The following is a 19273-nucleotide window of genomic DNA, read 5'->3' as shown; positions in this document are numbered from 1 at the left end:
GGGGTGCGATCGGGGCACCCGGAGCGCCCGACGGTGTCGATCATGAGGTTGACGGCATTCGGTGTCCGTTTTGTCGCTGCCAACCTCATGATCAACCGCGCGGAGTGGGGGGCGAGTGCCCAAGCGCCCGGAACTCGTCAGCCACCCGGGGCACCCGCTGCCGTGATCAAGGAGTTGGTGGTCGGCGGGAGCCGGGAACGGCCGCAAACTCCTCGATCAACCGGGTCGGGCAGGGCCGAGACGGGTAGGGCCGGAGGACGGGTCAGGAGGGCAGGCCGGCAGGTCGGGGCCGGTGGCTGGGCCGCCCGGCCGGGTGAGGCGTGAGGCTGGCGGCCGGGTGCGGCTGCGGCTGGCGAGGCTGCCGGGCCGGGTGCGCGGGCGGGGGCGGGGGGGGCGAAAGACGAGCGGGCGCGACTGAGCGGTAGGGGCGGGGGCCAGGCGCCCGCCCCTACCCTCGTTAGTCGCGGTCGATGTGGTGGCCCACCACGGTGGGGCCGAGCATCACGGCGAAACCGGAGCCGTCGCGGCGCGGATCGGCCGGGGGCAGCTCCACCGGGTCGCCGGTGGCGGTCGCGCCCACCGGCCGCGGACCGATCCAGGCCACCGACAGCTCCACCTCACCCTTGAGGAACCGCTGCGCGCGTACGCCGCCGGTCGCCCTCCCCTTCGCCGGGTACGCCTTGAACGGCGTCACCTTCACCGTCGCGCCGGTCGAGGTGACCACCATCGGCTCACCGTGCTTCGCGTCGTCGGTGCGGATCGCGCCGAAGAAGACCACCCGCGCGTCGCCGGGCAGGTTGATGCCGGCCATGCCGCCACCCTTGAGCCCCTGCGGGCGTACCACCGATGCGGCGAAGCGCAGCAGCGACGCCTCCGAGGAGACGAAGGCCAGCGTCTCGGCGCCGTCGGTCAGCCAGGTCGCGCCGATCACCTCGTCGCCGTCGCGCAGCGAGATCACCTCGAACTCGTCGGAGCGGACCGGCCAGTCCGGGGCGCACACCTTCACCACGCCCGCCCGGGTGCCGAGCGCCAGACCGGGCGAGCCCTGCGCGGACGGACCCAGCGGGGCGAGCCCCACCACCGTCTCGCCCGGCTCCAGCGGCACCAGTTCCGCCGCCGACATGCCACCGCGCAGCGACACCGTGCCGGACTGCTCCGGCAGCACCGGCAACGGCAACACGTCGATCTTGAACGCGCGCCCGGCGCTGGTCACCAGCAGCACCCGGCCGCGGGCGGTGGAGTGGACGATCGCGCGTACCGCGTCGTGCTTGACCCGGCCGCTGCGCCGGCGCGCCTCGGCGGCCTCCTCCGACTCGGCCGCGGTCCGCGCCACGAGCCCGGTGGCGGAGAGAATCACCTGGCACGGGTCGTCGGCAACCTCCAGCGGACCGGCGGGCACCGAGGCGGCGAGCACCTCCTTGAGGTCGCCGTCGACGAGCGTGGTGCGCCGCGGCGCGCCGAACTGCTTGACCACGGCGGCCAGTTCGTCGGAGACGACCTTCCGCAGCACCTTGGAGTCGTCCAGGATCTTCGACAGCTCGGCGATCTCGCCGCGCAACTTCTCCTGCTCGGCCTCCAGTTCCAGCCGGTCGTACTTGGTCAGCCGGCGCAGCGGAGTGTCCAGAATGTAGGTCGCCTGGATCTCGGAGAGCTTGAACTTCTGCATCAGGCCGTCCTTGGCGGCCTGCGCGTCCTCGCTCGCGCGGATCAGCTTGACCACCCGGTCGATGTCGAGCAGGGCGATCAGCAGACCGTCGACCAGGTGCAGGCGTTCCTCCCGCCTGCGCTTGCGGTACGCGCTGCGCCGGGTCACCACCTCGTAGCGGTGTGCCAGGAACACGTCGAGCAGTTCCTTGAGCCCGAGCGTGCGGGGCTGGCCGTCGACGAGCACCAGGTTGTTCACGCCGAAGGACTGCTCCAGCGGGGTGAGCCGGTAGAGGTCGGCGAGCAGCGCCTGCGGGTTCACGCCGACCTTGCACTCCACCACCAGGCGGGTGCCGTTCTCCCGGTCGGTGAGGTCCTTGACGTCGGCGATCCCGGTGAGCCGCTTGGTCTTGTTCACCTCGTTGGTGATGGCCGCGATGACCTTCTCGGCGCCGACGCCGTACGGCAGCTCGGTGACCGTGATGGCCTGCCGGCCACGGCTGCCCTCCAGCGGGCCGATCTCCACCCGGCCGCGCATGCGCACCACGCCGCGCCCGGTCTCGTACGCGCGGCGCACCTCGTCCAGCCCGAGCAGCAGCCCACCGGTGGGCAGGTCGGGGCCGGGCACGAACTCCATGAGCTTGTCGAGTGTGGCGTCCGGGTGGTTGATCAGCCAGCGGGCGGCCTGGACCACCTCGCCGAGGTTGTGCGGGATCATGTTGGTGGCCATACCGACCGCGATGCCGGACGCGCCGTTGACGAGCAGGTTCGGGAATGCCGCCGGCAGCACGGTGGGCTGGGTCAGCGAGCCGTCGTAGTTCGGCTCGACGTCGACCGTGTCCTCACCCAGCTCGCCGACGAGCAGCATCGCCTCCCGGGACATCCGGGCCTCGGTGTATCGCGCCGCGGCCGGGCCGTCGTCCGGGCTGCCGAAGTTGCCGTGCCCGTCGATGAGCGGGACGTTGAGCGAGAAGTCCTGGGCCAACCGCACCATCGCGTCGTAGATGGCGGTGTCGCCGTGCGGGTGGTACTTGCCCATACAGTTGTGCACCACGCGGCCCTCCGCGACGAACGCGTGTTCGTCGGAGCCGACCTGGATATCGTACGTGGTTTCGGCAGGAATCCGCTCGACCGACACCACCCGTAGGAAGGATCGGCCCGAAAGCGCCTCGAGCCGTCTCGCGAGCGGAGACCCGATGCGCCGGAGCTTTCGGATCCATCCATCCCGCTCGGCACGCCAGAGCGGGAATGAACGCTCCGGCAGCGGCACGCCGTTACGGTCCTTGCCGTAACGGATCTGGCTACCCGCGCCCGAAAGTGATGATCGGAACGCCTTGCCGGCCTCGTCCCGGAACCAACCGCCCCCCTGGTGGGCGTCGGCGAATTCCTTGATCACCCGCGCGTACGGCAGCCGGTCGTTGCCCTGCTTGCCGCCGTACTGATAGGTCAGGTCCACCACCTTTTCCAGACCTGCGATCTTGTAACCGATCCGCACCCAGGGCAGCAGCATCTCGGCCAGAGCGGCGGCATCACGCCCGCTGAAGGACAGGCCGAGAAGGCGTTGAAAGCCGTCTCGCGCGCTGGTCCGGTAGTGCCCGTGCAAGCCCAGGTCGGCCAGCATGGAGTTGATCTGCCGCACGAGCGTCTCGCTGGTACTGACGAAGACGATCTCCCGGAAGCGCTTGCGGACATAACCGTCACCGTCGAAGAAACCGGCAAGGAAGGGGGCCCATGCCGAGCGGTTCTCGAGGACATCACTCGGCACACGCTTGGCACTGCTCAGCGGTCCCCCCGCTTCGAGCAGGCCCTCGTGCCTCGCGAACGTGACGATGTGCTGATCGCGGTGCCGCGGATCAGTCGCCGTCCTCTTGCCTCGGCTGACGTTGAGCCCGTTGGCGATCGCCCAACCATGTGCGACGTCGAGCGGTTCGACGTCACACATGTGCAGGCGCACACGACCGTCAGCCGAGCGAGCCCGGTCGACGGCGGAGCCCTCCGCCACCACCAGCCCACGGACGTAGTCGTAGGGAGTGCCGCCGGGGGCGGCGGCTTTCCTGCGGGCACCGCCGTACGCGAGCGTGAGGTGCCCGGTGAGTTCGGACGCCTCCACCCAACGAACGGACAGGTCCTCGTCGACCACGCGAAAACGCTGACCCGGCGTGACCGACATGGTGTGCCCGTTGTCCCAGGTGACCCGAACCAGCTCCGACTGCGGGTTCCGGTAGGCCGCGACGACCGGAGTGGCGACTCCGTCGCCGTCGAGCACCGTGTCGCCGACCTCGATCGACTCGATCGGCCGAAGACCGGTCGGTGTCGACACGAGCGTCCCCGCGACGAAGCAGTCGCCGACGATCCGGGCGCTCTTGACGTGGCCGCGGTCCGGGCGGTGGCCCTGCTCGTGCATCGACCACAGGATGCGCCGGTGCACCGGCTTCAGCCCGTCGCGCGCGTCGGGCAGGGCGCGGGAGTGGATGACCGAGAACGCGTACTCCAGGTAGGAGTCCGAGACCTCGGTGACCAGCGGGTTGTCGAAGACGCGGGCGCCGGCCTGGTCGAAGGCGGCGAGGTCCGCCTTCGCGCGGTCGTCCTTGCGGCGTGCCATGGTGTGCGTTTCCTTCCAGACGAACCCGTTGGTCAGGCGTCGATGGCGTCGCGGTCGACCCGGTCGGCGGAGTCGATCAGCCAGTTGCGGCGGGGCTCGACCTTCTCCCCCATGAGCAGTTCGAGGATCCGTTCGGCGGCCTCGACGTCGTCGAGCGTGATCCGGCGGACCGCGCGGGTGGCCGGGTTCATGGTGGTCTCCCACAGCTCGTCGGCGTCCATCTCACCGAGGCCCTTGAAGCGCGGGATCGGCGTGACGATCTGCTTGCCGGCCTTCTCCAGCTTGCGCACGGTCGCCTCCATCTCGGCCTGGGTGTAGGTGTAGACGGTCTGCGGGCTGCGCCCCTTCGTGGTGATCTTGTGGAGGGGCGGCATCGCCGCGTAGAGCCGCCCGGCCTCGATCAGCGGCCGCATGTAGCGGGCGAACAGCGTGATCAGCAGGGTACGGATGTGGGCGCCGTCGACGTCCGCGTCGGCCATGATGAGCACCCGGCCGTAGCGCAGGGCGGACAGGTCGAACGTCCGCCCGGAACCCGCGCCGAGCACCTGCACGATCGCCGCGCACTCGGCGTTGTCCAGCACCTGCTGGAGGTTGGCCTTCTGCACATTGAGGATCTTGCCGCGGATCGGCAGCAGCGCCTGGTATTCCGAGGAGCGCGCCATGCGGCTCGTCCCCAGCGCGCTGTCGCCCTCCACGATGAACAGCTCGCTGCGCTCCACGCCGGTGGCGCGGCAGTCGACGAGCTTGGCCGGCATGGCCGCGCCCTCCAGCGCGGTCTTGCGGCGGGCGGCGTCCTTCTGCTGCTTCTGGGTGAGCCGGACCCGGGCCGCGTCGACGATCTTCTGGAGCACGGTGCGGGCCTCGGCCTTGGTCCGGCGGTCGTCCAGCCAGCTCTTGAGGTGCGCCTCGACCAGCCCCTGGAGCACCTTGGTGATGCCGGCGGTGGACAGTTCGTCCTTGGTCTGCGAGGTGAACTGCGGCTCCGGAATGCGCACGTGCACCACGGCCGTCATGCCCTCCAGGACGTCGTCCAGGGTGGGCGCGTCCTCCTTGGGCTTGAGCAGGCCGCGGGCGTTGCGGGCGGCCTCGGCGAGGGTACGGGCCAGCGCCCGCTCGAAGCCCTTGCGGTGGGTGCCGCCGTGGGCGTTGCGGATGGTGTTGGTGAAGCACTCGACGGTGCGCTCGTAGCCGGTGCCCCAGCGGAACGCCACCTCGACCTCGGCGCGGCGCTGCACGTTGGGCTGCATGACGCCGTTGGCGTCGGCGGCGTTCTCCCGGTAGGTGCCTTCGCCGGTCACCAGCAGCGTGCCGGAGACCGGCCGGTCGCCGGCCGGGGCGAGGTATTCCACCATGTCGGTGAGGCCGTCGGGGAAGTGGAAGCGCTCCTCGACGGTCTCCTCGCCGGTCTCGTCGCGCAGGCGGTAGGCGACGCCGGGGACGAGGAACGCGGTGTTGCGCAGTTTGAGCCGGACCGCCTCGGTGTCGAGCGCGGCGCCGGTCTCGAAGTAGCGCGGGTCGTGCCACCAGCGGATCGAGGTGCCGGTGCGCTGGCCGCGCTTCATCGCGCCGACGATCTGGAGGCCGGGGCCGGGGGTGAACGGCGCGTCCGGGCCGTCGCCGTCGAAGACGCCCGGCACGCCGTGGCGGAACGACATGGCGTGGACCTTGCCGCCGCGGCGGACGGTGACGTCGAAGCGGCGGGACAGCGCGTTGACCGCTGACGCGCCGACGCCGTGCAGGCCGCCGGAGGTCTTGTAGCCGGAGCCGCCGAACTTGCCGCCGGCGTGCAGGCGGGTCAGCACCAGCTCGACGCCGGAGATGCCGGACTTGGCGTGCACGTCGGTGGGGATGCCGCGGCCGTCGTCGTCGACCTGGACCGAACCGTCGGCGTGCAGGATCACGTCGACCCTGGTGGCGTGACCGGCGACACCCTCGTCGGTCGAGTTGTCGAGGATCTCGTTGACGAGGTGACCCACGCCACGGCTGTCGGTCGAGCCGATGTACATGCCCGGGCGCTTGCGGACGGCGTCGAGGCCCTCCAGATGCGTCAGGTCGTCGGCCCCGTAGAGGGTCTCAGGCTGTGCGGTCAACTGGTCGTACTCCCAGGTCTCGGCGGTGTGGTGCCGTTCACCGTGTGATCCCCCCACGATGATCGCCGGGCGCGGCGCGCCGGAGCGAGCCTAGCCGGGTGCCCCGACAGGTCGGCGGCACCGGGGCGGTGCGTTGCGCGATCGGCCTGCCGGCCGGGTCCGCGCCGCGGCCGTGTACGGCGGCCTGGCGGGACGGGCTGGGGGTCCGGGCGGCACAACGCCCCGGACGCCGGATGTCTTCCCCGGTGCGGGGCCACTGATGTCGGACCATTGACGTCCGTCACACGCGCGTGATCTGATCGCCCCCCTGAAGAATCTTTCACATTTCGATGTCTGGGAGGTCGGGCATGTCCGTGTTCCGTCGTTCCGTGCTCGCGGCGGCGCTGGCGCTCGCCACGGTGGCGTTACCCGCCGCCGCGGCGCCCGCCCGGCCGGCCGCCGCCGCACTGCCCACCGCAGCGGTGGCGCTGGGAGACAGCTTCATCAGCGGTGAGGGCGCCGGGGCGTACGCGCCGGTGGCTGACGTCAACGGGGTGGCCCAGGGCTTCCCCGGCTGGTCCGCCGCCAACGCCAACGCCTACTTCTGCCACCGCTCGCCGAACGCCTCGCTGTTCCAGGCCGACCTGCCCGGCATCTCCGCGCGGTTCAACCTGGCCTGCTCGGGCGGTCAGCCGTACGACATCGCGAACGCCTCGTCGACGCGGGCCAAGGGGCGGCAGGTGGCCGCCCAGCTCGACCAGCTCCGGTCGGTGGCGCAGACCCACGACATCGACCTGGTGCTCGTCGGCCTCGGCTCGAACAACAGCTCGTTCACCTTCGGCAGCGTGGCGGAGAAGTGCGCCAACCGGTTCATCGCCGACGCGTGGACCGGCTGGTGGGAGTTCTGGGCGTACCTGGGCGGGCCGGTGGAGCAGAAGCCGTGCACCGACGCCGACCTGGGCACGGCCGCGCAGTTCGCCGCCGCCACCGCGGAGACCACCACGGCGCTGCGGCAGTTGCTGGCCACGCTGGACGAGATCGACGCCGACGGCCAGCACCGGGTGGTCTTCCAGGACTACACCAACCCGCTGCCGTACGAGCTGGACCAGCGCTACTGGACCGAGGACAGCCGTGACGACACCCGGGACAAGTTCCGCGCGCTGGGCGCCGAGCGGTACGCGGCCGGGTGCCCGATCCACCGGGCCAGTCTGGCGCCCGGACACCGCTTCTCGCAGGGGCTCGGCACGCTCGTCAGCTCGGTCCGTGGCACGCTCGCCGCTGAGTTCCCGCAGGACGACCTGGTCTACCTGAACGTGCAGCGCGCGTTCGACGGCGCCCGGCTCTGCGAGTCGACCGGCAGCCCGGGTAACGCCCTGGCCACGCCGATCCGGCTGATGGACGGCCCGACCGGCACGTTCGTCACCAGCCTCTCCGGGTACGACAAGCTCGACATCCAGCGGATCGCCAACGCCTGCGGCACGTACTTCCAGACCTGCCAGGAGTCGTGGCACCCGAACGCCGCCGGGCACAAGGTGCTCGGCCGGTGCCTGGCCGGGGCGGCGGCGACCGGCGCCCGTACCGTCTCCTGCGTCCGCGCCCCGGACGGCACGGTGAGTGTGAGCTGAGCGCGCCGGACCGGGCCGGGCAGAACCGGCCCGGTCCGGCGTCAGTGCCGGATCGCGGTGCCGAGGACGTGCGGCGAGGCCGGGCCCGGCAGCCCGGTCGGCGGGAAGCGGAAGCGGTCCAGCGTGGCCACCTCGAAGCCGGCGGCCCCGATCGCGGCCACCGTGTCCCGGGCGGTGTGGCACCCGGCGCAGAACAGCGGCCAGAGTGTGGCGTCGGCCAGGCGCTGGGCCCGCCGCAGGCCGGGTGTCTGGGCCACCACGTGTTCGTAGAAGCGCAGTTCGCCGCCGGTCCGCAGCACCCGGCGCGCCTCCCTCAGCGCGACCGCCTGGTCCGGCACCGAGCAGAGCACGAGCGACAGCACCACCGCGTCGGCGGCGCCGTCGGCGACCGGCAGCGCCTCGGCGAGACCGGCGGCGACGGTCACCGGTACCGGGGCGCCGGGTGCGGCGGCGCGGGCCAGGGCACGCAGGCGTGGTTCCGGTTCGACGGCGACCACCCGGGTCACCCCCGGCGGGTAGTGCGTGAGGTTGCGACCGTTGCCGGCGCCGACCTCGACCACCCGGCCGCGCAGCCCGGCGACGAGGCGGCCGCGGTGCTCGGCCATGCCGGCCTGGTCCATGGCCACGCTGGCGCGGGCGAAGAGCCGGGAGAAGATCGGATGGGAGACGGCCATCAGCGACCGGCCGGTGGCGCGCCGAGGCTGAGCAGGAGCGGGCCGGCGGATCCGTCGACCAGGTCGCCGAGGCGTACCCCGTCGAGCACGGCGAGGAAGGCGGCCTGCGCGCGGCGCAGCTCACCGCGCAGCCGGCACTCCGCGACCAGCGGGCAGACCGGCTGCGCGCAGTCGACCACCTCGCCGTCGCCCTCGAAGGCGCGGACCACCCCGCCGACGGTGATGTCCCCGGCGTGTTCGGCGAAGGCCACCCCGCCGGAGCGGCCCCGGATGGTCACCAGGACGCCGATGCGTTGCAGCCGCTGCACCACCTTGGCGACGTGGCTGCGGGGCAGCGCGAGCCGGGTGGCGAGTTCGTCGACGGTGGCCCGGACCGGGGACGCGGCGGTCAGCATGGCGATGCGCAGCGCCATGTCGGTCGACCGGTTGAGCCTCACGCACCGACCCTAGCCACTCGGCGCCGTCCGGGACACCTGCAGATTCACGGTGACCCATGCCACTGCGGCACCGGGACTTTCGGCCCTGAAAGAGGAGTCAGAGATTCCTGTTTTGTGGGATCGACCTGTTCGAGCCCCGGAAGGAGATTCGGAAGTGCTCTCGGAATCCTCAGCGGCAGTCGTGACCGCCACCCTGCCCGTCGTGCGGGCGCACGGCGAGGCCATCACCGGCCGCTTCTACCAGCGCATGTTCGACGCCCACCCGGACCTGCTGGACCTGTTCAACCGGGGCAACCAGGCCACCGGGGCGCAGAAGGCCGCGCTGGCCTCGGCGGTGGTCGCGTACGCGGCGCACCTGACCGGTGACGCCGGCATGCCGTGGGGACCGGTCCTGGACCGGATCGCGCACAAGCACGCCTCGCTCGGCATCACCGCCACCCAGTACCCGATCGTCGGCCGCCACCTGCTCGCCGCGGTCGGCGAGGTGCTCGGCGACGCGGTCACCCCGGAGGTGGCCGCCGCCTGGGACGAGGTCTACTGGCTGCTGGCCTGCGAGCTGATCGCCCGCGAGGCGCGGCTCTACGCCGGTGCCGGCGTACCCGAGGGCGGTCCGGTGTGGCGGGACTGGCGGGTGACCGGCCGGACCCGGGAGAGCACCGACATCGTCTCGCTCACCCTCGCGCCGGCCGGCGGCGGCGCCGCGCCCGGCTTCACCCCCGGCCGGTACGTCTCGGTCGCGGTCGACCTGGACGGCGGCCGGGGCCGGCAGATCCGCCAGTACAGCCTCTCCGGCCGCCCCGGCGCCGACACGTGGCGGATCACCGTGAAGCGGGTACGCGGCGAGGGCGGCGCACCCGACGGCATGGTCTCCGGTCACCTGCACGACCGGGTGGCCGTCGGTGACACGCTGCGGCTCAGCCCGGCGTTCGGCGAGGTCGACGCCACCGGCGGCGACGGGCCGCTGCTGCTGGTCAGCGCCGGCATCGGACTCACCCCGGCGATGGCGGCGCTGGCCCACCTGGCCGACCGGGATCCCGGACGCCGGGTGACGCTGGCGCACGCCGACCGGGACGCCGGGGCGCACGCGCTGCGCGCGGAACTCCCCGCGCTCCAGCAGCGGCTGCCGAACCTGGCCGTCCACCTCTGGTATCTCGACGCCGCCGGAGCCGACCTGCCCGGCCTGAAGGCGGAGGTGTCCCCCGGGCTGATCGACCCGGAGCGGCTCCCGCTGCCCGCCGGGGTGGCCGCGCACCTGTGCGGTCCGATCGCGTTCATGAATCTGGTCCGGGCCGACCTGCTGCGCCGGGGTGTACCGGCCGAGCGGATCGCCTACGAGGTGTTCGGTCCCGGGATGCTGCCAGGCTGACACCCGGGTCGATGACCTGGCCCGCGCCCGGAGCCTCCACAGCGGAGGCGGCCGGCCCGTGGAGAAGTCGGTGGTCTGCTGGTTAGGGGCGGAACCCGAGGGTAGGGGTCCACCCATGCGCGTCCTCGGCCTCAACGCGATCTTTCACGACCCGGCCGCCGCCCCGGTGGTCGGCGGCCGGGTCGTGGCCGCCGCCGAGGAGGAGCGGTTCAGCCACCGCAGGCACGGTGGACGGGCCGGTGCCGCTCGCCGCGGCGGGTTCGGGCTGGACCGGATCATGAAGGAGGAGACATGCGGATCGCGATGATCTCGGAGCACGCCAGCCCGCTCGCCGCCTTCGGCGAGGAGGACGCCGGCGGCCAGAGTACGCACGTGGCGGAACTCGCGTCCGCGATGGTCGGAGCGGGACACGACGTACGCGTCTACACCCGACGCGACGCCGCCGGACTGCCCCACGCGGTCGACTCGCCGGACGGCTACCAGGTGTGCCACGTACCGGCCGGTCCCGCCCGGCGGGTGCCGAAGGACGACCTGCTGCCGTACCTGGGGGAGTTCGGCAGCTGGCTGGCCGACGCCTGGCGGCACGGCGGCTGGACCCCGGACGTGGCGCACGCGCACTTCTGGACGAGCGGACTGGCCACCGTGCACGCGAGCCGCCGTACCGGCGTACCGACGGTGCTGACGTACCACGCGCTCGGCAGCGTCGAGCGGCGCCACCGGGGCACGCGGGACACCGGTCCACCGAGGCGCGCCGGCTACGAGCGGGCGCTCGGCCGAGCCGTGGACCGGGTCGTCGTGCAGTGCTCGGACGAGGTCGCCGAACTGGTCCGGATGGGCGTACCCCGGTCCCGGATGGCGCTGGTGCCGCCCGGCGTCAACGAGGCCGTGTTCCGCCCGGACGGTCCGGGCGCGCCCCGCGACCCGGCCCGCCCGCGCATCCTCACCGTCGGACGGATGGTCGAACGCAAGGGCTTCCTGGACGTGGTCCGGGCGCTGCCCGCGGTGCCCGACGCCGAATGCGTGGTGGTCGGCGGCCCGCCGGCCCACCTGCTGCCCGCCGACACGTTCGCCCGCCGGCTGTCCGCGCTGGCCGAATCGTGCGGCGTGGCCGACCGGGTGAGGCTGCTCGGCGGCGTGCCGCGCGAGGAGATGGGCGCCTGGTACCGGTCGGCGGACGTGCTCGTCGCCGCCCCCTGGTACGAGCCGTTCGGGCTCACCCCGCTGGAGGGCATGGCCTGCGGCGTGCCGGTGATCGGCACGAACCTGGGCGGCATCGCCGACAGCGTGGTGGACGGGCTCACCGGCGACCTGGTGCCGCCGCGTGACCCCCGCGCGCTGGGCACCGCCCTGCGCCGCCTGCTCGGCGACAACGTGCGGCGCTTCACGTACGCGACCGCCGCGCTCGACCGCATCCGCAGCAGGTACTCCTGGAAGCGGTGCGCCGAACAGCTCGGTGCGGTCTACGGCGCGCTGGCCGGCACGGCCCGGCGGACGCCGGCGGTGGCGTGACGCCCACGTCCGCGCTACCCACCCCGGCCACCCCTACTACCCGCCGGTAGCTTAGGGCCGTAACCTGATCCGGGTGAGCGGGGACTACAGCCAGGAGTTCGTGGACGTCGACGGCGCGCGCATCGGCGTGCAGGTCTACCCGGAGCCGGCCGGCCCGCCCGGCGCGCCGGTGGTGCTGATCTGGCCGGCCATGGGCGTGCGCGCCCGCTACTACCGGCCGTTCGCCGCCGCGCTGCGCGACGCCGGGCTGGCGGTGATCGTGGCCGACCTGCGCGGCACCGGTGAGAGCACACCCGCGCCGTCGCGCGCCTGCCGCTACGGCTACCAGGAGATGGCCGCCGACATCGGCGCCGTGCTCGACGCGCTCAAGCCCCGGCTGGACGGCCGGACCCGGCTGCTGCTCGGGCACTCCCTCGGCGGCCAGGTGGCGGTGCTGCACCAGGCGCTGCACGACGACGGCCGGGTGGACGGGCTGGCACTGGTGGCGGTGGGGCTGCCGTGGTGGCGGCGGTACCCGGGCCTGCGCGGGTGGGGCGTGCTGCCGTACACCCAGGCGATCGCGGCGACGGCCCGGCTGCTCGGCGTCTGGCCGGGCTGGGGTTTCGGCGGCCGGCAGGCCGCCGGCGTGATCCGGGACTGGGCGCACACGGCCCGCACCGGCCGCTTCCCCGCGCTGGACGGGGTGGATGCGGAGGCCGCCGTGCGGCGGATCCGCACACCGGTGCTCGCGGTGAGCGTCGACGACGACCAGTACACGCCGCACGAGACGCTCGACCACCTCTGCGACAAGCTGACCGCGGCGCCGGTGACGCGGCACCGCTACACGGTCGCCGAGGCAGGCGCGCCGCTCGACCACTTCACCTGGGTGCGCACGTCGGCGCCGCTGGCCGCCCGGATCGCCGCGTTCGCGGACACGCTCCCCCACCGCTGAGCCACGCCCGGGCGTGAATCGCCCGATCGTGGGTATGCCGCACCGCCCGAACACGGCGGAGGGGGATCTGATGTCAGAACGGCACACCACGCTGCGCTCGATGCACGACCTGGGCCTGGCGGCCTGGTTCGGCGGTTCCCTGATGGGAGCGCTCGGCGTCAACGGCGCGGCGGCGCGGATCAACGACACGACCGAGCGGCTGCCGGTGGCCTCGGCCGGGTGGGCGCGGTGGACGCCCGTCAACGCGGCCGCGATCGGCGCACACCTGGCCGGCGCGGTAGGTGAACTGGTCACCGAGAGCCCGCGAATGGCCCGCCAGGCGGGCGTGGGGAAGATCAGCGCGGTGAAGACCGCGCTGACGGTCGGCGCCCTGGCGGTGACCGGCTACAGCCGGCTGGTCGGCATGCGGCTGGAGAAGGCCGGCGGCCCGCCGGTCGAGGGAACCACCGAGCCCAACCACCACACCCCGGCGAACGTCGCCGCCAGCCAGCGGCAGATGAAGATGCTCCAGTGGGCGATCCCGGCGCTGACCGGCGCGCTCGTCGTGGTGTCGGCGTACATGGGCGAGCAGCAGAAGCCGGGGCAGGTGTTCCGGGGCATGCTGGACCGCGCGGGCGGGCTGATGTCCGCGCCGAAGAACATCGGCAAGGTGGCCGCCGTGGGCGCGGCCGGACGTCATCTGGTCGGGGCCCGTTGACCACCGCGCGGCCGGCGACCCACAACGGGGTGGGTCACCGGCCGCGCGGTGCCCCGGACCGGACCGTCCGTCGGCGGGCGGCACGGACATCAGCAGCCAGGCGAGGTGACCATGACCAGCAGGGACCGGCCGGGTACGGGTGACGGGCGCGGGCCGGAGTCGGCCGCGCCGTGGGGCACCACCGACGGCTTCGACGCCGACCCGCCGTGGGGCGCGGGTGACAGCGACCCGATGGGCGAGGGCAGCGAGGAGACCGCCGTACCCGAGGGACGGCTCGGCGAACGCCGGGCGGCCGGTTCCGGACCGGGCGGACCGAAGGCGGGCCGACACGGATTCGGGTCCGTGGAACCGACCCGGACGCCCGAGGCCGGGCCGGGCGCGCCGCCGGATCCGGCCCCGTCCGGACGGACGTTCCCGGACGACAGCGCGGACGGCGACCTCGGTGACAACGCGCTGGAGGAGGCGACGGGCATGCATCCGGAGACGCGTCCCTGAGAGGTCAGGAGCCGGTGCCGTCCTCACCCGGCCGGCCCGGCGCCGACGGCTCGTTGTCCGGCACCGGTGACTCGGTCACCGGGTGTCCGGTGTCGTCGACCAGGCCCGGTGCCATGCTGCCGCCGTGCGCCTCCTCGGCCTCCCGGGTCGCTCGCGGATCCCGCTCGTCCTCACCGCGCCGCTTCTCCACAGATCCCCCTTCGCAGCCGTTCCCGCACCCCGGCGGTACCCGGCCGGCGGCTGGGGAAACGTCAGGCGCGCGCGGCGACGGACGTGACGCCGAGCAGGTCGGCCAGGCGGGCGGCGTCGCGCTGCGCCTGGTCGCCGCAGCAGTTGTTCATCAGCACGTGCAGCTCGGCGCACTGGTCGGCCAGTTCACGCAGCAGCACCGACCAGTGCCGCAACTCCCGCTCGCCGTAGGCGTACCGGAACCGCTCCTGCTTGTCGCCGCTCTCCCAGGCGGTGCTGTGCCCGTGGAACCGGATCACAGCCAGGTCGGTGGTGGCGACCAGGACCGGCGGCACCGAGGAGGCGTGCCCCTGCGGCATGTCCACACAGGCGTACCCGAGGTCGTGCTCACGCAGGAACGTGACGGTGTCCGCCATCGCGTCCCCGTCGAACCAGGACGAGTGCCGCAGCTCGACGGTGACCGGCCAGGGGCGGCAGCGCCGCGCGGCGTCCAGGATCCGCCGACGGGCCGCATCGCCGCGGGCCAGCCACGGCGGGAACTGCAACAGCACGGCGCCGAGCCGGTCGGCCGCCGCGAGCGGCGCCAGGGCCGCGTGGAACCGGTCCCACAACTCGTCGTACGCCCCGGCGGGCAGGTCACGCCAGCGGATCCGGCTCGGGCCGCCGGCCGGGCGCAGGTCGCGGGGCAGCGCGTCGACCGGCGTGTGGTGGCCGGTGAACAGCCGGAACGCCTTGACGTCGAAGGTGAACCCGTCCGGGGTCGCCTCCGCCCAGGCCGCCGTGGTCTCCGGCGCCGGCACGGCGTAGTACGACGTGTCCACCTCCACCAGTCCGAACCGCTCGGCGTACCAGCCGAGCCGCCCGGCGGGGGTGTTGACCCCACGCGGATACCAGCCGGAGCGGACCAGCATCTGGTCGGCCCAGGAGGACGTGCCCACCTTGATGACACCCATGTAATTCAGTTCACCGCGACCGCCGGACATCGGCAACCGGAGATGCCGTCCCGGCCGTGACCGGCGCGGGGCGACCGGCCGCACCGGCTCCGCGGCGTGCCGCGCTGTGACGCCCGGCCGGGTGGCGGCGCTGAGGGTCACGAGATGGACGCACCCGGCCTGGACCAGGAAACCGTCGAGCGGCTGCTCGCCGGCCGCTCCGGCGACAGGTCGTCCGCTCCGCCGGGGCTGGTGGCCGTACTCGCAGCGGTCCGGACCGCGGCCGGCACGGGCGAACTCGACGGCGAGGCGGCAGCGGTCGCGGCGTTCCGGGAGGCACGGCGGGCGCGCCGTCACCGCCGCGTCCGCTTCGGCGTCCGGGTGGCCGTGGCGGCGCTGGCCGCGTCCCTCACCGGCGGCGTCGCGCTCGCCGCCACCGGGAATCTTCCGCACGCCGCACGTCCGGCAGCGCCGCCGGTCACCGCATCTCCTACCCCGTCGGCCCGGCCGAGCCCACCGGCCGGCTCGCCGGCACCCCGGACGCCGCACCCGTCGTCACCCCCCGGCCTGTGCCTCGCGTACCGGGCCGTCGCCGAGCCGCAACGGGGACGCGCCCTGTCCACACCCGCCTTCAGCGACCTCGTCGCCGCGGCCGGGGGCCGCGACCGCGTGCCGGACTACTGCGCCGGGCTCCTGGGCGGCGATCCGCCGGGGAAGGCCGACGGCACGCGGCGCGGGGGCCGGACCGAGCACCCGGCACGCCCGTCCGGCGGGCCGCCGGGCGGCACCCCGCCCGGGAACGCCGAGCCGCAGTCCGGGAGCCCGCCCGGGCGGCGTACCGCCTGACGACCGGCTGGTAACTTGCCTCCGTGATCCCCCGGCGTCGCCTACCGGCGATCCTCCTCCGCCTCGCCGTGGTGCTCGCCGTGCTGGCCGGCATCGTGCTCACCGCGCTCGGCCCGGCCACGGTGACCGGCCTGCTGCCGTACTTCACCATCCAGAGCAACGTGGCAGTCGGCGTCCTCGCCGGGTACGCCGCCTGGTGCGCGCTGCGCGACCGGCCGGAGCCGCCGAGCGTCCTCAAGGGCGCGGTGACCCTTTACATCACCATCACCGGCACGGTCTACCACCTGATCCTGGCCAACCCGGCCAGCCCGTTCGCCATGACCCAGCCGGACCGGCAACCGGGTGAGTGGTGGGGCAACCAGTTCCTGCACACGGTGGTGCCGCTGCTGGCGGTCGCCGACTGGGCGCTGTTCGACAGGCGCGGCCGGCTGCGCTTCCGGTACGCCGTCTGGTGGCTGGTGTTCCCGGTCGGATACCTCGGGTTCGCGCTGGTGCGTGGCCCGATCGTGGGCAGCTACCCGTACCCGTTCATCGACGCGGGCGAGCTGGGCTACGACGGGGTGGCGGTCAGCGCGGCCGGGTTCGCCGGGGTGTTCTGGCTGCTGGGCCTGCTGTTCGTGGGCGTGGACCGGCTGCTCGGCCGGGCCGGGCGGGCCGATGCGGTGCAGGCGCCACCCGCGGCCGGGCCGAGGGAGCCGACGACGGCAGCCGGGCCGGGCGCCGCGACGGCAGCCCAGCGGGAGACCAGCGGCTCGGCCTGAGCGGCGGGCAGGCGGCCCGGTCAGGCGGCCCGGTGGGCCGACCGGCCCGCGCGCGTCCGCCGGTCCGCGCCGCGTTCCCGGCCGTACGCGGCGGCCCGCCCCCACCGGCCCGGCACGTCGAGCAGCTCGATCCGCCCGAAGCCGGCCGGGATCGCCGGGTTCACCAGCAGGTTCTCCCCGCACGGGCGCAACCCCAGCATGGTCGCCAGCAGCATCAGCAGCCCACCCGAGGCCCACGACTGCGGTCGTCCGGCCTCCGGCAACTGGACCGGATACTTGGTCACCGCGCGGGGGTAGCCGGCGATCACCTCCGGGACCGAGCCGCCGAGCGTCTCCGCCATCGCGAACATCCCCGCGGCGATGCCGGCCGCCTCCTCGTCGAAGCCGTACCGCCGCAGGCCCGCCGCGACGATCGCGTTGTCCGACGGCCAGACCGCGCCGAGGTGCGCGCCGACCGGGTTGTACGGCCGCTGCCCCTGCGCGTAGGTGCGCACGCCCCAGCCGGAGAACAGGTCCGGCCCGCGCAGGTGCCCGGCCAGCGCGCCGGCCCGGTCCGGTTCCACGATGCCGCTCCACAGCAGGTGCCCGAGGTGGGAGGTGAGCGCGTCGACCGGCTCGCCGTCCGGGGTGAGCGCCAGCGCGTAGTAGCCCTGCTGCGGCAGCCAGAAGTCGCTGTTGAAGCGCTCCCGCAGCCGCGCCGCGTCGGCCTCCAGGCGCTCGGCGTAGCCCGGGTCGCCCCAGAACTCCCGGGCCAGCCGGGCGCCGCGGAGCCGCGCGTCGTACGCGTAGCCCTGAAGCTCGCACGTGGCCCGCGGGTACGGCGGCTCGACGTCGTACCGGTCGACGACTGCTTCCGGGGAGTTGCGCCAGGTCTGGTTGGCGACCCCGCTGTCGGTGTTGCGCGGCCGGTAGCGCAGGTAGCCGTCGCCGCACTGGTCGCCGTAGCGGGTCAGCCAGTCCAGCGCCATCCGGGCCGGGTGCCGCAACTCGTGGACCAGGTCGGCGTCACCGGTCCAGCGCTCGTACTCGTCGAGCAGGATCACGAACAGCGGGGTGGTGTCGGCGGCGCCGTAGTAGATCGCGGTGGGCTGCTCGTCGAACGCGGCCGCCTCGCCGTAGCGCAGCTCGGCGACGATCTTGCCGGGTTCCTCCTCGTGCCGGTCGTCGAGCCGGCCGCCCTGCAACAGCGCCAGCATGTGCAGCGTGGCCGGGGTCAGCTCGGGCGTGAAGGGCAGCGTCTGGAGGCAGGTGAACAGCGCGTCCCGTCCGTACAGCGTCATCGCCCAGGGCATCCCGCCGACCGGCACCGGGTCGGTGTAGGCCAGCGGGATGTAGCGCAGGGCGGCCAGGTCGGTCAGGGCCTGCCGGTACACGGCCGCCGGCCCGGGCCGGTCGCAGACCAGGTGCGGCGCCCGGTCGAGCCACTGTTCGAGGCCGTCCCGCATGTCCTGGCGGACGTGCTGCCGGTGGGACTCGATGTCGGCCCGCAGGTCCCGCCCGCCCGCGCCCTGGATGATCATGGCGACGTGCAGGTCGACGTGCCACTCGCCCTGCGGCTCGACGCGGATCCGGAAGGTCATCCCGCGCGCGTCCACCTCGGCCGGGGCGGTGCTGAAGACGCATGTCTCCCGGACGAACCGCCCGCGCTCGTACCGGATCCGCAACCGCCGCCCCTCCGGGTCGGGGACGACAGTCGGGCGACGCGGGCCGGGCCGCAGGATCTCGGAGGTGTCGGCGAAGTCGGCCGCCATCTCCATCCGCACCGTGTACTCGGCGGTTTCGGCCGAGTGGTTCAGCACAGTGACGCTCTCGTGGTACGCCTCGTCGATCGACCGGTGCCGGATCACCGAGACGTCGGCGTCCACGTAGTGGCTGGCCGCGCCCGGAACCAGCACGAAGCGGGTCTCGAAGTAGGTCAGGTCGTCGCGGGACAACGCATGCAGCCGCTCGCCGTCTATCGTGAGCACCCAGTGGGACAGGAACCGGGTGTCGAAGGAGAACAGGCCGATCGGGGCCCACGGGTCGCGTTCCATGTCGCCCTGCGCGTCGCTCACCGCGAACGCGTTGCCGGCGAGGACGTGGACCAGTTCCTGCCTCATCGGGCCGCCGCCCGCTCGCAGGCCACGTCGCGGGGATCCCGGGCGTCGGGCGGGCCGGGGAAGATCCGGCGCAGCGTCATCAGCAGCTTCAGTTCGCCCCGCGCGGTGAGGTCGTTACGCAGCACCGCGGCGGCCGGGTGCAGGCGCCCCGCCGCGATCCGGTCGAACACCTCCCAGTCCGCGCCGACCACCAGGTCCGCCTCCTCCGCCAGGCGGTCCACCCGGACGTCCTGCCGGTCGATGGTCAGGTACCAGTGCTCGGTGCTGCCACCGTCGCGCAGGTCCAGGCGGATGGTGCCGGAGGTGGTCTCGGGCAGCTCCGGGTGCCGGCCGGCGGTCCCCCGGGTCAGGTGTTCCACGGCCGAGACGCTCATCGGGCCCTCCTCGTCGGTGGTCG

Annotated in this window: 17 protein-coding genes and 2 pseudogenes; 9 read left to right on the top strand and 10 right to left on the bottom strand. The window is 73.6% G+C overall.

All coding sequences use genetic code 11. The features are described 5' to 3' along the window. Window positions 1-457 precede the first annotated feature (457 nt). The 4 genes and pseudogenes from KSK32_RS21985 to KSK32_RS21980 all read right to left on the bottom strand — a co-directional run bounded on the left by KSK32_RS21985 (window position 458) and on the right by KSK32_RS21980 (window position 6393). The gene (locus KSK32_RS21985; protein ID WP_308163805.1) at window positions 458-3154 is read right to left on the bottom strand and encodes a DNA topoisomerase (ATP-hydrolyzing); all 2697 of its coding nucleotides are present in this window, start codon (window positions 3152-3154) and stop codon (window positions 458-460) included. Between the two features lie 60 nt (window positions 3155-3214). After that, window positions 3215-3997, bottom strand: a pseudogene (locus KSK32_RS34610) (LAGLIDADG family homing endonuclease); the annotation flags it as partial. Next, window positions 3986-4246: pseudogene (locus tag KSK32_RS34605) on the bottom strand (DNA gyrase subunit A); the annotation flags it as partial. The pseudogenes KSK32_RS34605 and KSK32_RS34610, both read right to left, overlap by 12 nt. A gap of 32 nt (window positions 4247-4278) precedes the next feature. Beyond that, window positions 4279-6393: a type IIA DNA topoisomerase subunit B gene (locus tag KSK32_RS21980; RefSeq protein ID WP_216932899.1), complete on the bottom strand. Its 2115-nt coding sequence runs from the start codon at window positions 6391-6393 to the stop codon at window positions 4279-4281. A 290-nt stretch (window positions 6394-6683) separates the two neighbouring features. Here KSK32_RS21980 and KSK32_RS21975 point away from each other — a divergent pair, with 290 nt between their 5' ends. Then, a complete protein-coding gene (locus KSK32_RS21975; RefSeq protein ID WP_216932898.1) occupies window positions 6684-7940 on the top strand; it encodes a hypothetical protein in 1257 nt (418 codons plus the stop codon). A gap of 41 nt (window positions 7941-7981) precedes the next feature. Here KSK32_RS21975 and KSK32_RS21970 read toward each other — a convergent pair whose 3' ends face one another. Together KSK32_RS21970 and KSK32_RS21965 are read right to left on the bottom strand one after the other, a co-directional pair. Further along, window positions 7982-8614, bottom strand: a complete 633-nt coding sequence (locus KSK32_RS21970) for a class I SAM-dependent methyltransferase (RefSeq protein WP_216932897.1) — start codon at window positions 8612-8614, stop codon at window positions 7982-7984. Beyond that, window positions 8614-9051 (bottom strand): Rrf2 family transcriptional regulator, encoded by a 438-nt coding sequence (locus KSK32_RS21965; RefSeq protein WP_216932896.1) that lies wholly within the window; start codon window positions 9049-9051, stop codon window positions 8614-8616. The genes KSK32_RS21970 and KSK32_RS21965 overlap by 1 nt, the downstream gene beginning before the upstream one ends. Window positions 9052-9205: 154 nt before the next feature. Here KSK32_RS21965 and KSK32_RS21960 point away from each other — a divergent pair, with 154 nt between their 5' ends. The 6 genes from KSK32_RS21960 to KSK32_RS21935 all read left to right on the top strand — a co-directional run bounded on the left by KSK32_RS21960 (window position 9206) and on the right by KSK32_RS21935 (window position 14049). Continuing rightward, on the top strand, window positions 9206-10417 hold the full coding sequence (locus KSK32_RS21960; protein ID WP_216932895.1) for a globin domain-containing protein: 1212 nt from the start codon (window positions 9206-9208) through the stop codon (window positions 10415-10417). Between the two features lie 115 nt (window positions 10418-10532). Further along, window positions 10533-10724, top strand: a complete 192-nt coding sequence (locus tag KSK32_RS21955; RefSeq protein ID WP_216936520.1) for a hypothetical protein — start codon at window positions 10533-10535, stop codon at window positions 10722-10724. Next, complete coding sequence (locus tag KSK32_RS21950) at window positions 10709-11926, top strand: glycosyltransferase (protein WP_216932894.1); 1218 nt, start codon at window positions 10709-10711, stop codon at window positions 11924-11926. Before KSK32_RS21955 ends, KSK32_RS21950 begins: the two co-directional genes overlap by 16 nt. Window positions 11927-11999: 73 nt before the next feature. Further along, complete coding sequence (locus KSK32_RS21945) at window positions 12000-12857, top strand: alpha/beta fold hydrolase (RefSeq protein WP_216932893.1); 858 nt, start codon at window positions 12000-12002, stop codon at window positions 12855-12857. 70 nt (window positions 12858-12927) lie between these two features. Then, window positions 12928-13554 carry a hypothetical protein gene (locus KSK32_RS21940; RefSeq protein WP_216932892.1) on the top strand — a complete coding sequence of 209 codons (627 nt, stop codon included), beginning with the start codon at window positions 12928-12930 and terminating at the stop codon, window positions 13552-13554. Window positions 13555-13665: 111 nt separating this feature from the next. After that, entirely contained in the window at window positions 13666-14049 is a 384-nt protein-coding gene (locus KSK32_RS21935; protein ID WP_216932891.1) for a hypothetical protein, read from the top strand. 4 nt (window positions 14050-14053) lie between these two features. On the opposite strand, the gene KSK32_RS21930 is transcribed toward KSK32_RS21935, so the two are convergent. Next, window positions 14054-14239 (bottom strand): GTPase activator, encoded by a 186-nt coding sequence (locus tag KSK32_RS21930; RefSeq protein ID WP_216932890.1) that lies wholly within the window; start codon window positions 14237-14239, stop codon window positions 14054-14056. Between the two features lie 61 nt (window positions 14240-14300). After that, a complete protein-coding gene (locus tag KSK32_RS21925; RefSeq protein ID WP_216932889.1) occupies window positions 14301-15191 on the bottom strand; it encodes a DUF72 domain-containing protein in 891 nt (296 codons plus the stop codon). 144 nt (window positions 15192-15335) lie between these two features. On the opposite strand from KSK32_RS21925, the gene KSK32_RS21920 reads away from it, so the two are divergent. After that, complete coding sequence (locus tag KSK32_RS21920) at window positions 15336-16016, top strand: hypothetical protein (RefSeq protein WP_216932888.1); 681 nt, start codon at window positions 15336-15338, stop codon at window positions 16014-16016. 23 nt (window positions 16017-16039) lie between these two features. Continuing rightward, the gene (locus tag KSK32_RS21915) at window positions 16040-16777 is read left to right on the top strand and encodes a Pr6Pr family membrane protein (protein WP_216932887.1); all 738 of its coding nucleotides are present in this window, start codon (window positions 16040-16042) and stop codon (window positions 16775-16777) included. Between the two features lie 20 nt (window positions 16778-16797). Here the strand turns inward: KSK32_RS21915 and KSK32_RS21910 are convergent, their stop codons facing one another. Together KSK32_RS21910 and KSK32_RS21905 are read right to left on the bottom strand one after the other, a co-directional pair. Then, a complete protein-coding gene (locus KSK32_RS21910) occupies window positions 16798-18876 on the bottom strand; it encodes a glycogen debranching N-terminal domain-containing protein (RefSeq protein ID WP_216932886.1) in 2079 nt (692 codons plus the stop codon). Then, window positions 18873-19250, bottom strand: coding sequence for an SCP2 sterol-binding domain-containing protein (locus KSK32_RS21905; RefSeq protein ID WP_216932885.1), 378 nt, complete (start codon window positions 19248-19250; stop codon window positions 18873-18875). Before KSK32_RS21905 ends, KSK32_RS21910 begins: the two co-directional genes overlap by 4 nt. Between the last annotated feature and the right edge of the window lie 23 nt (window positions 19251-19273).

Origin of the sequence: Micromonospora sp. WMMB482, assembly GCF_019038635.1 — a bacterium.
Classification (GTDB): Bacteria; Actinomycetota; Actinomycetes; order Mycobacteriales; family Micromonosporaceae; genus Micromonospora; species Micromonospora marina.
The sequence above is the reverse complement of the archived record's forward strand: the minus strand, read 5'-3'. Positions and strand labels throughout refer to the sequence as shown.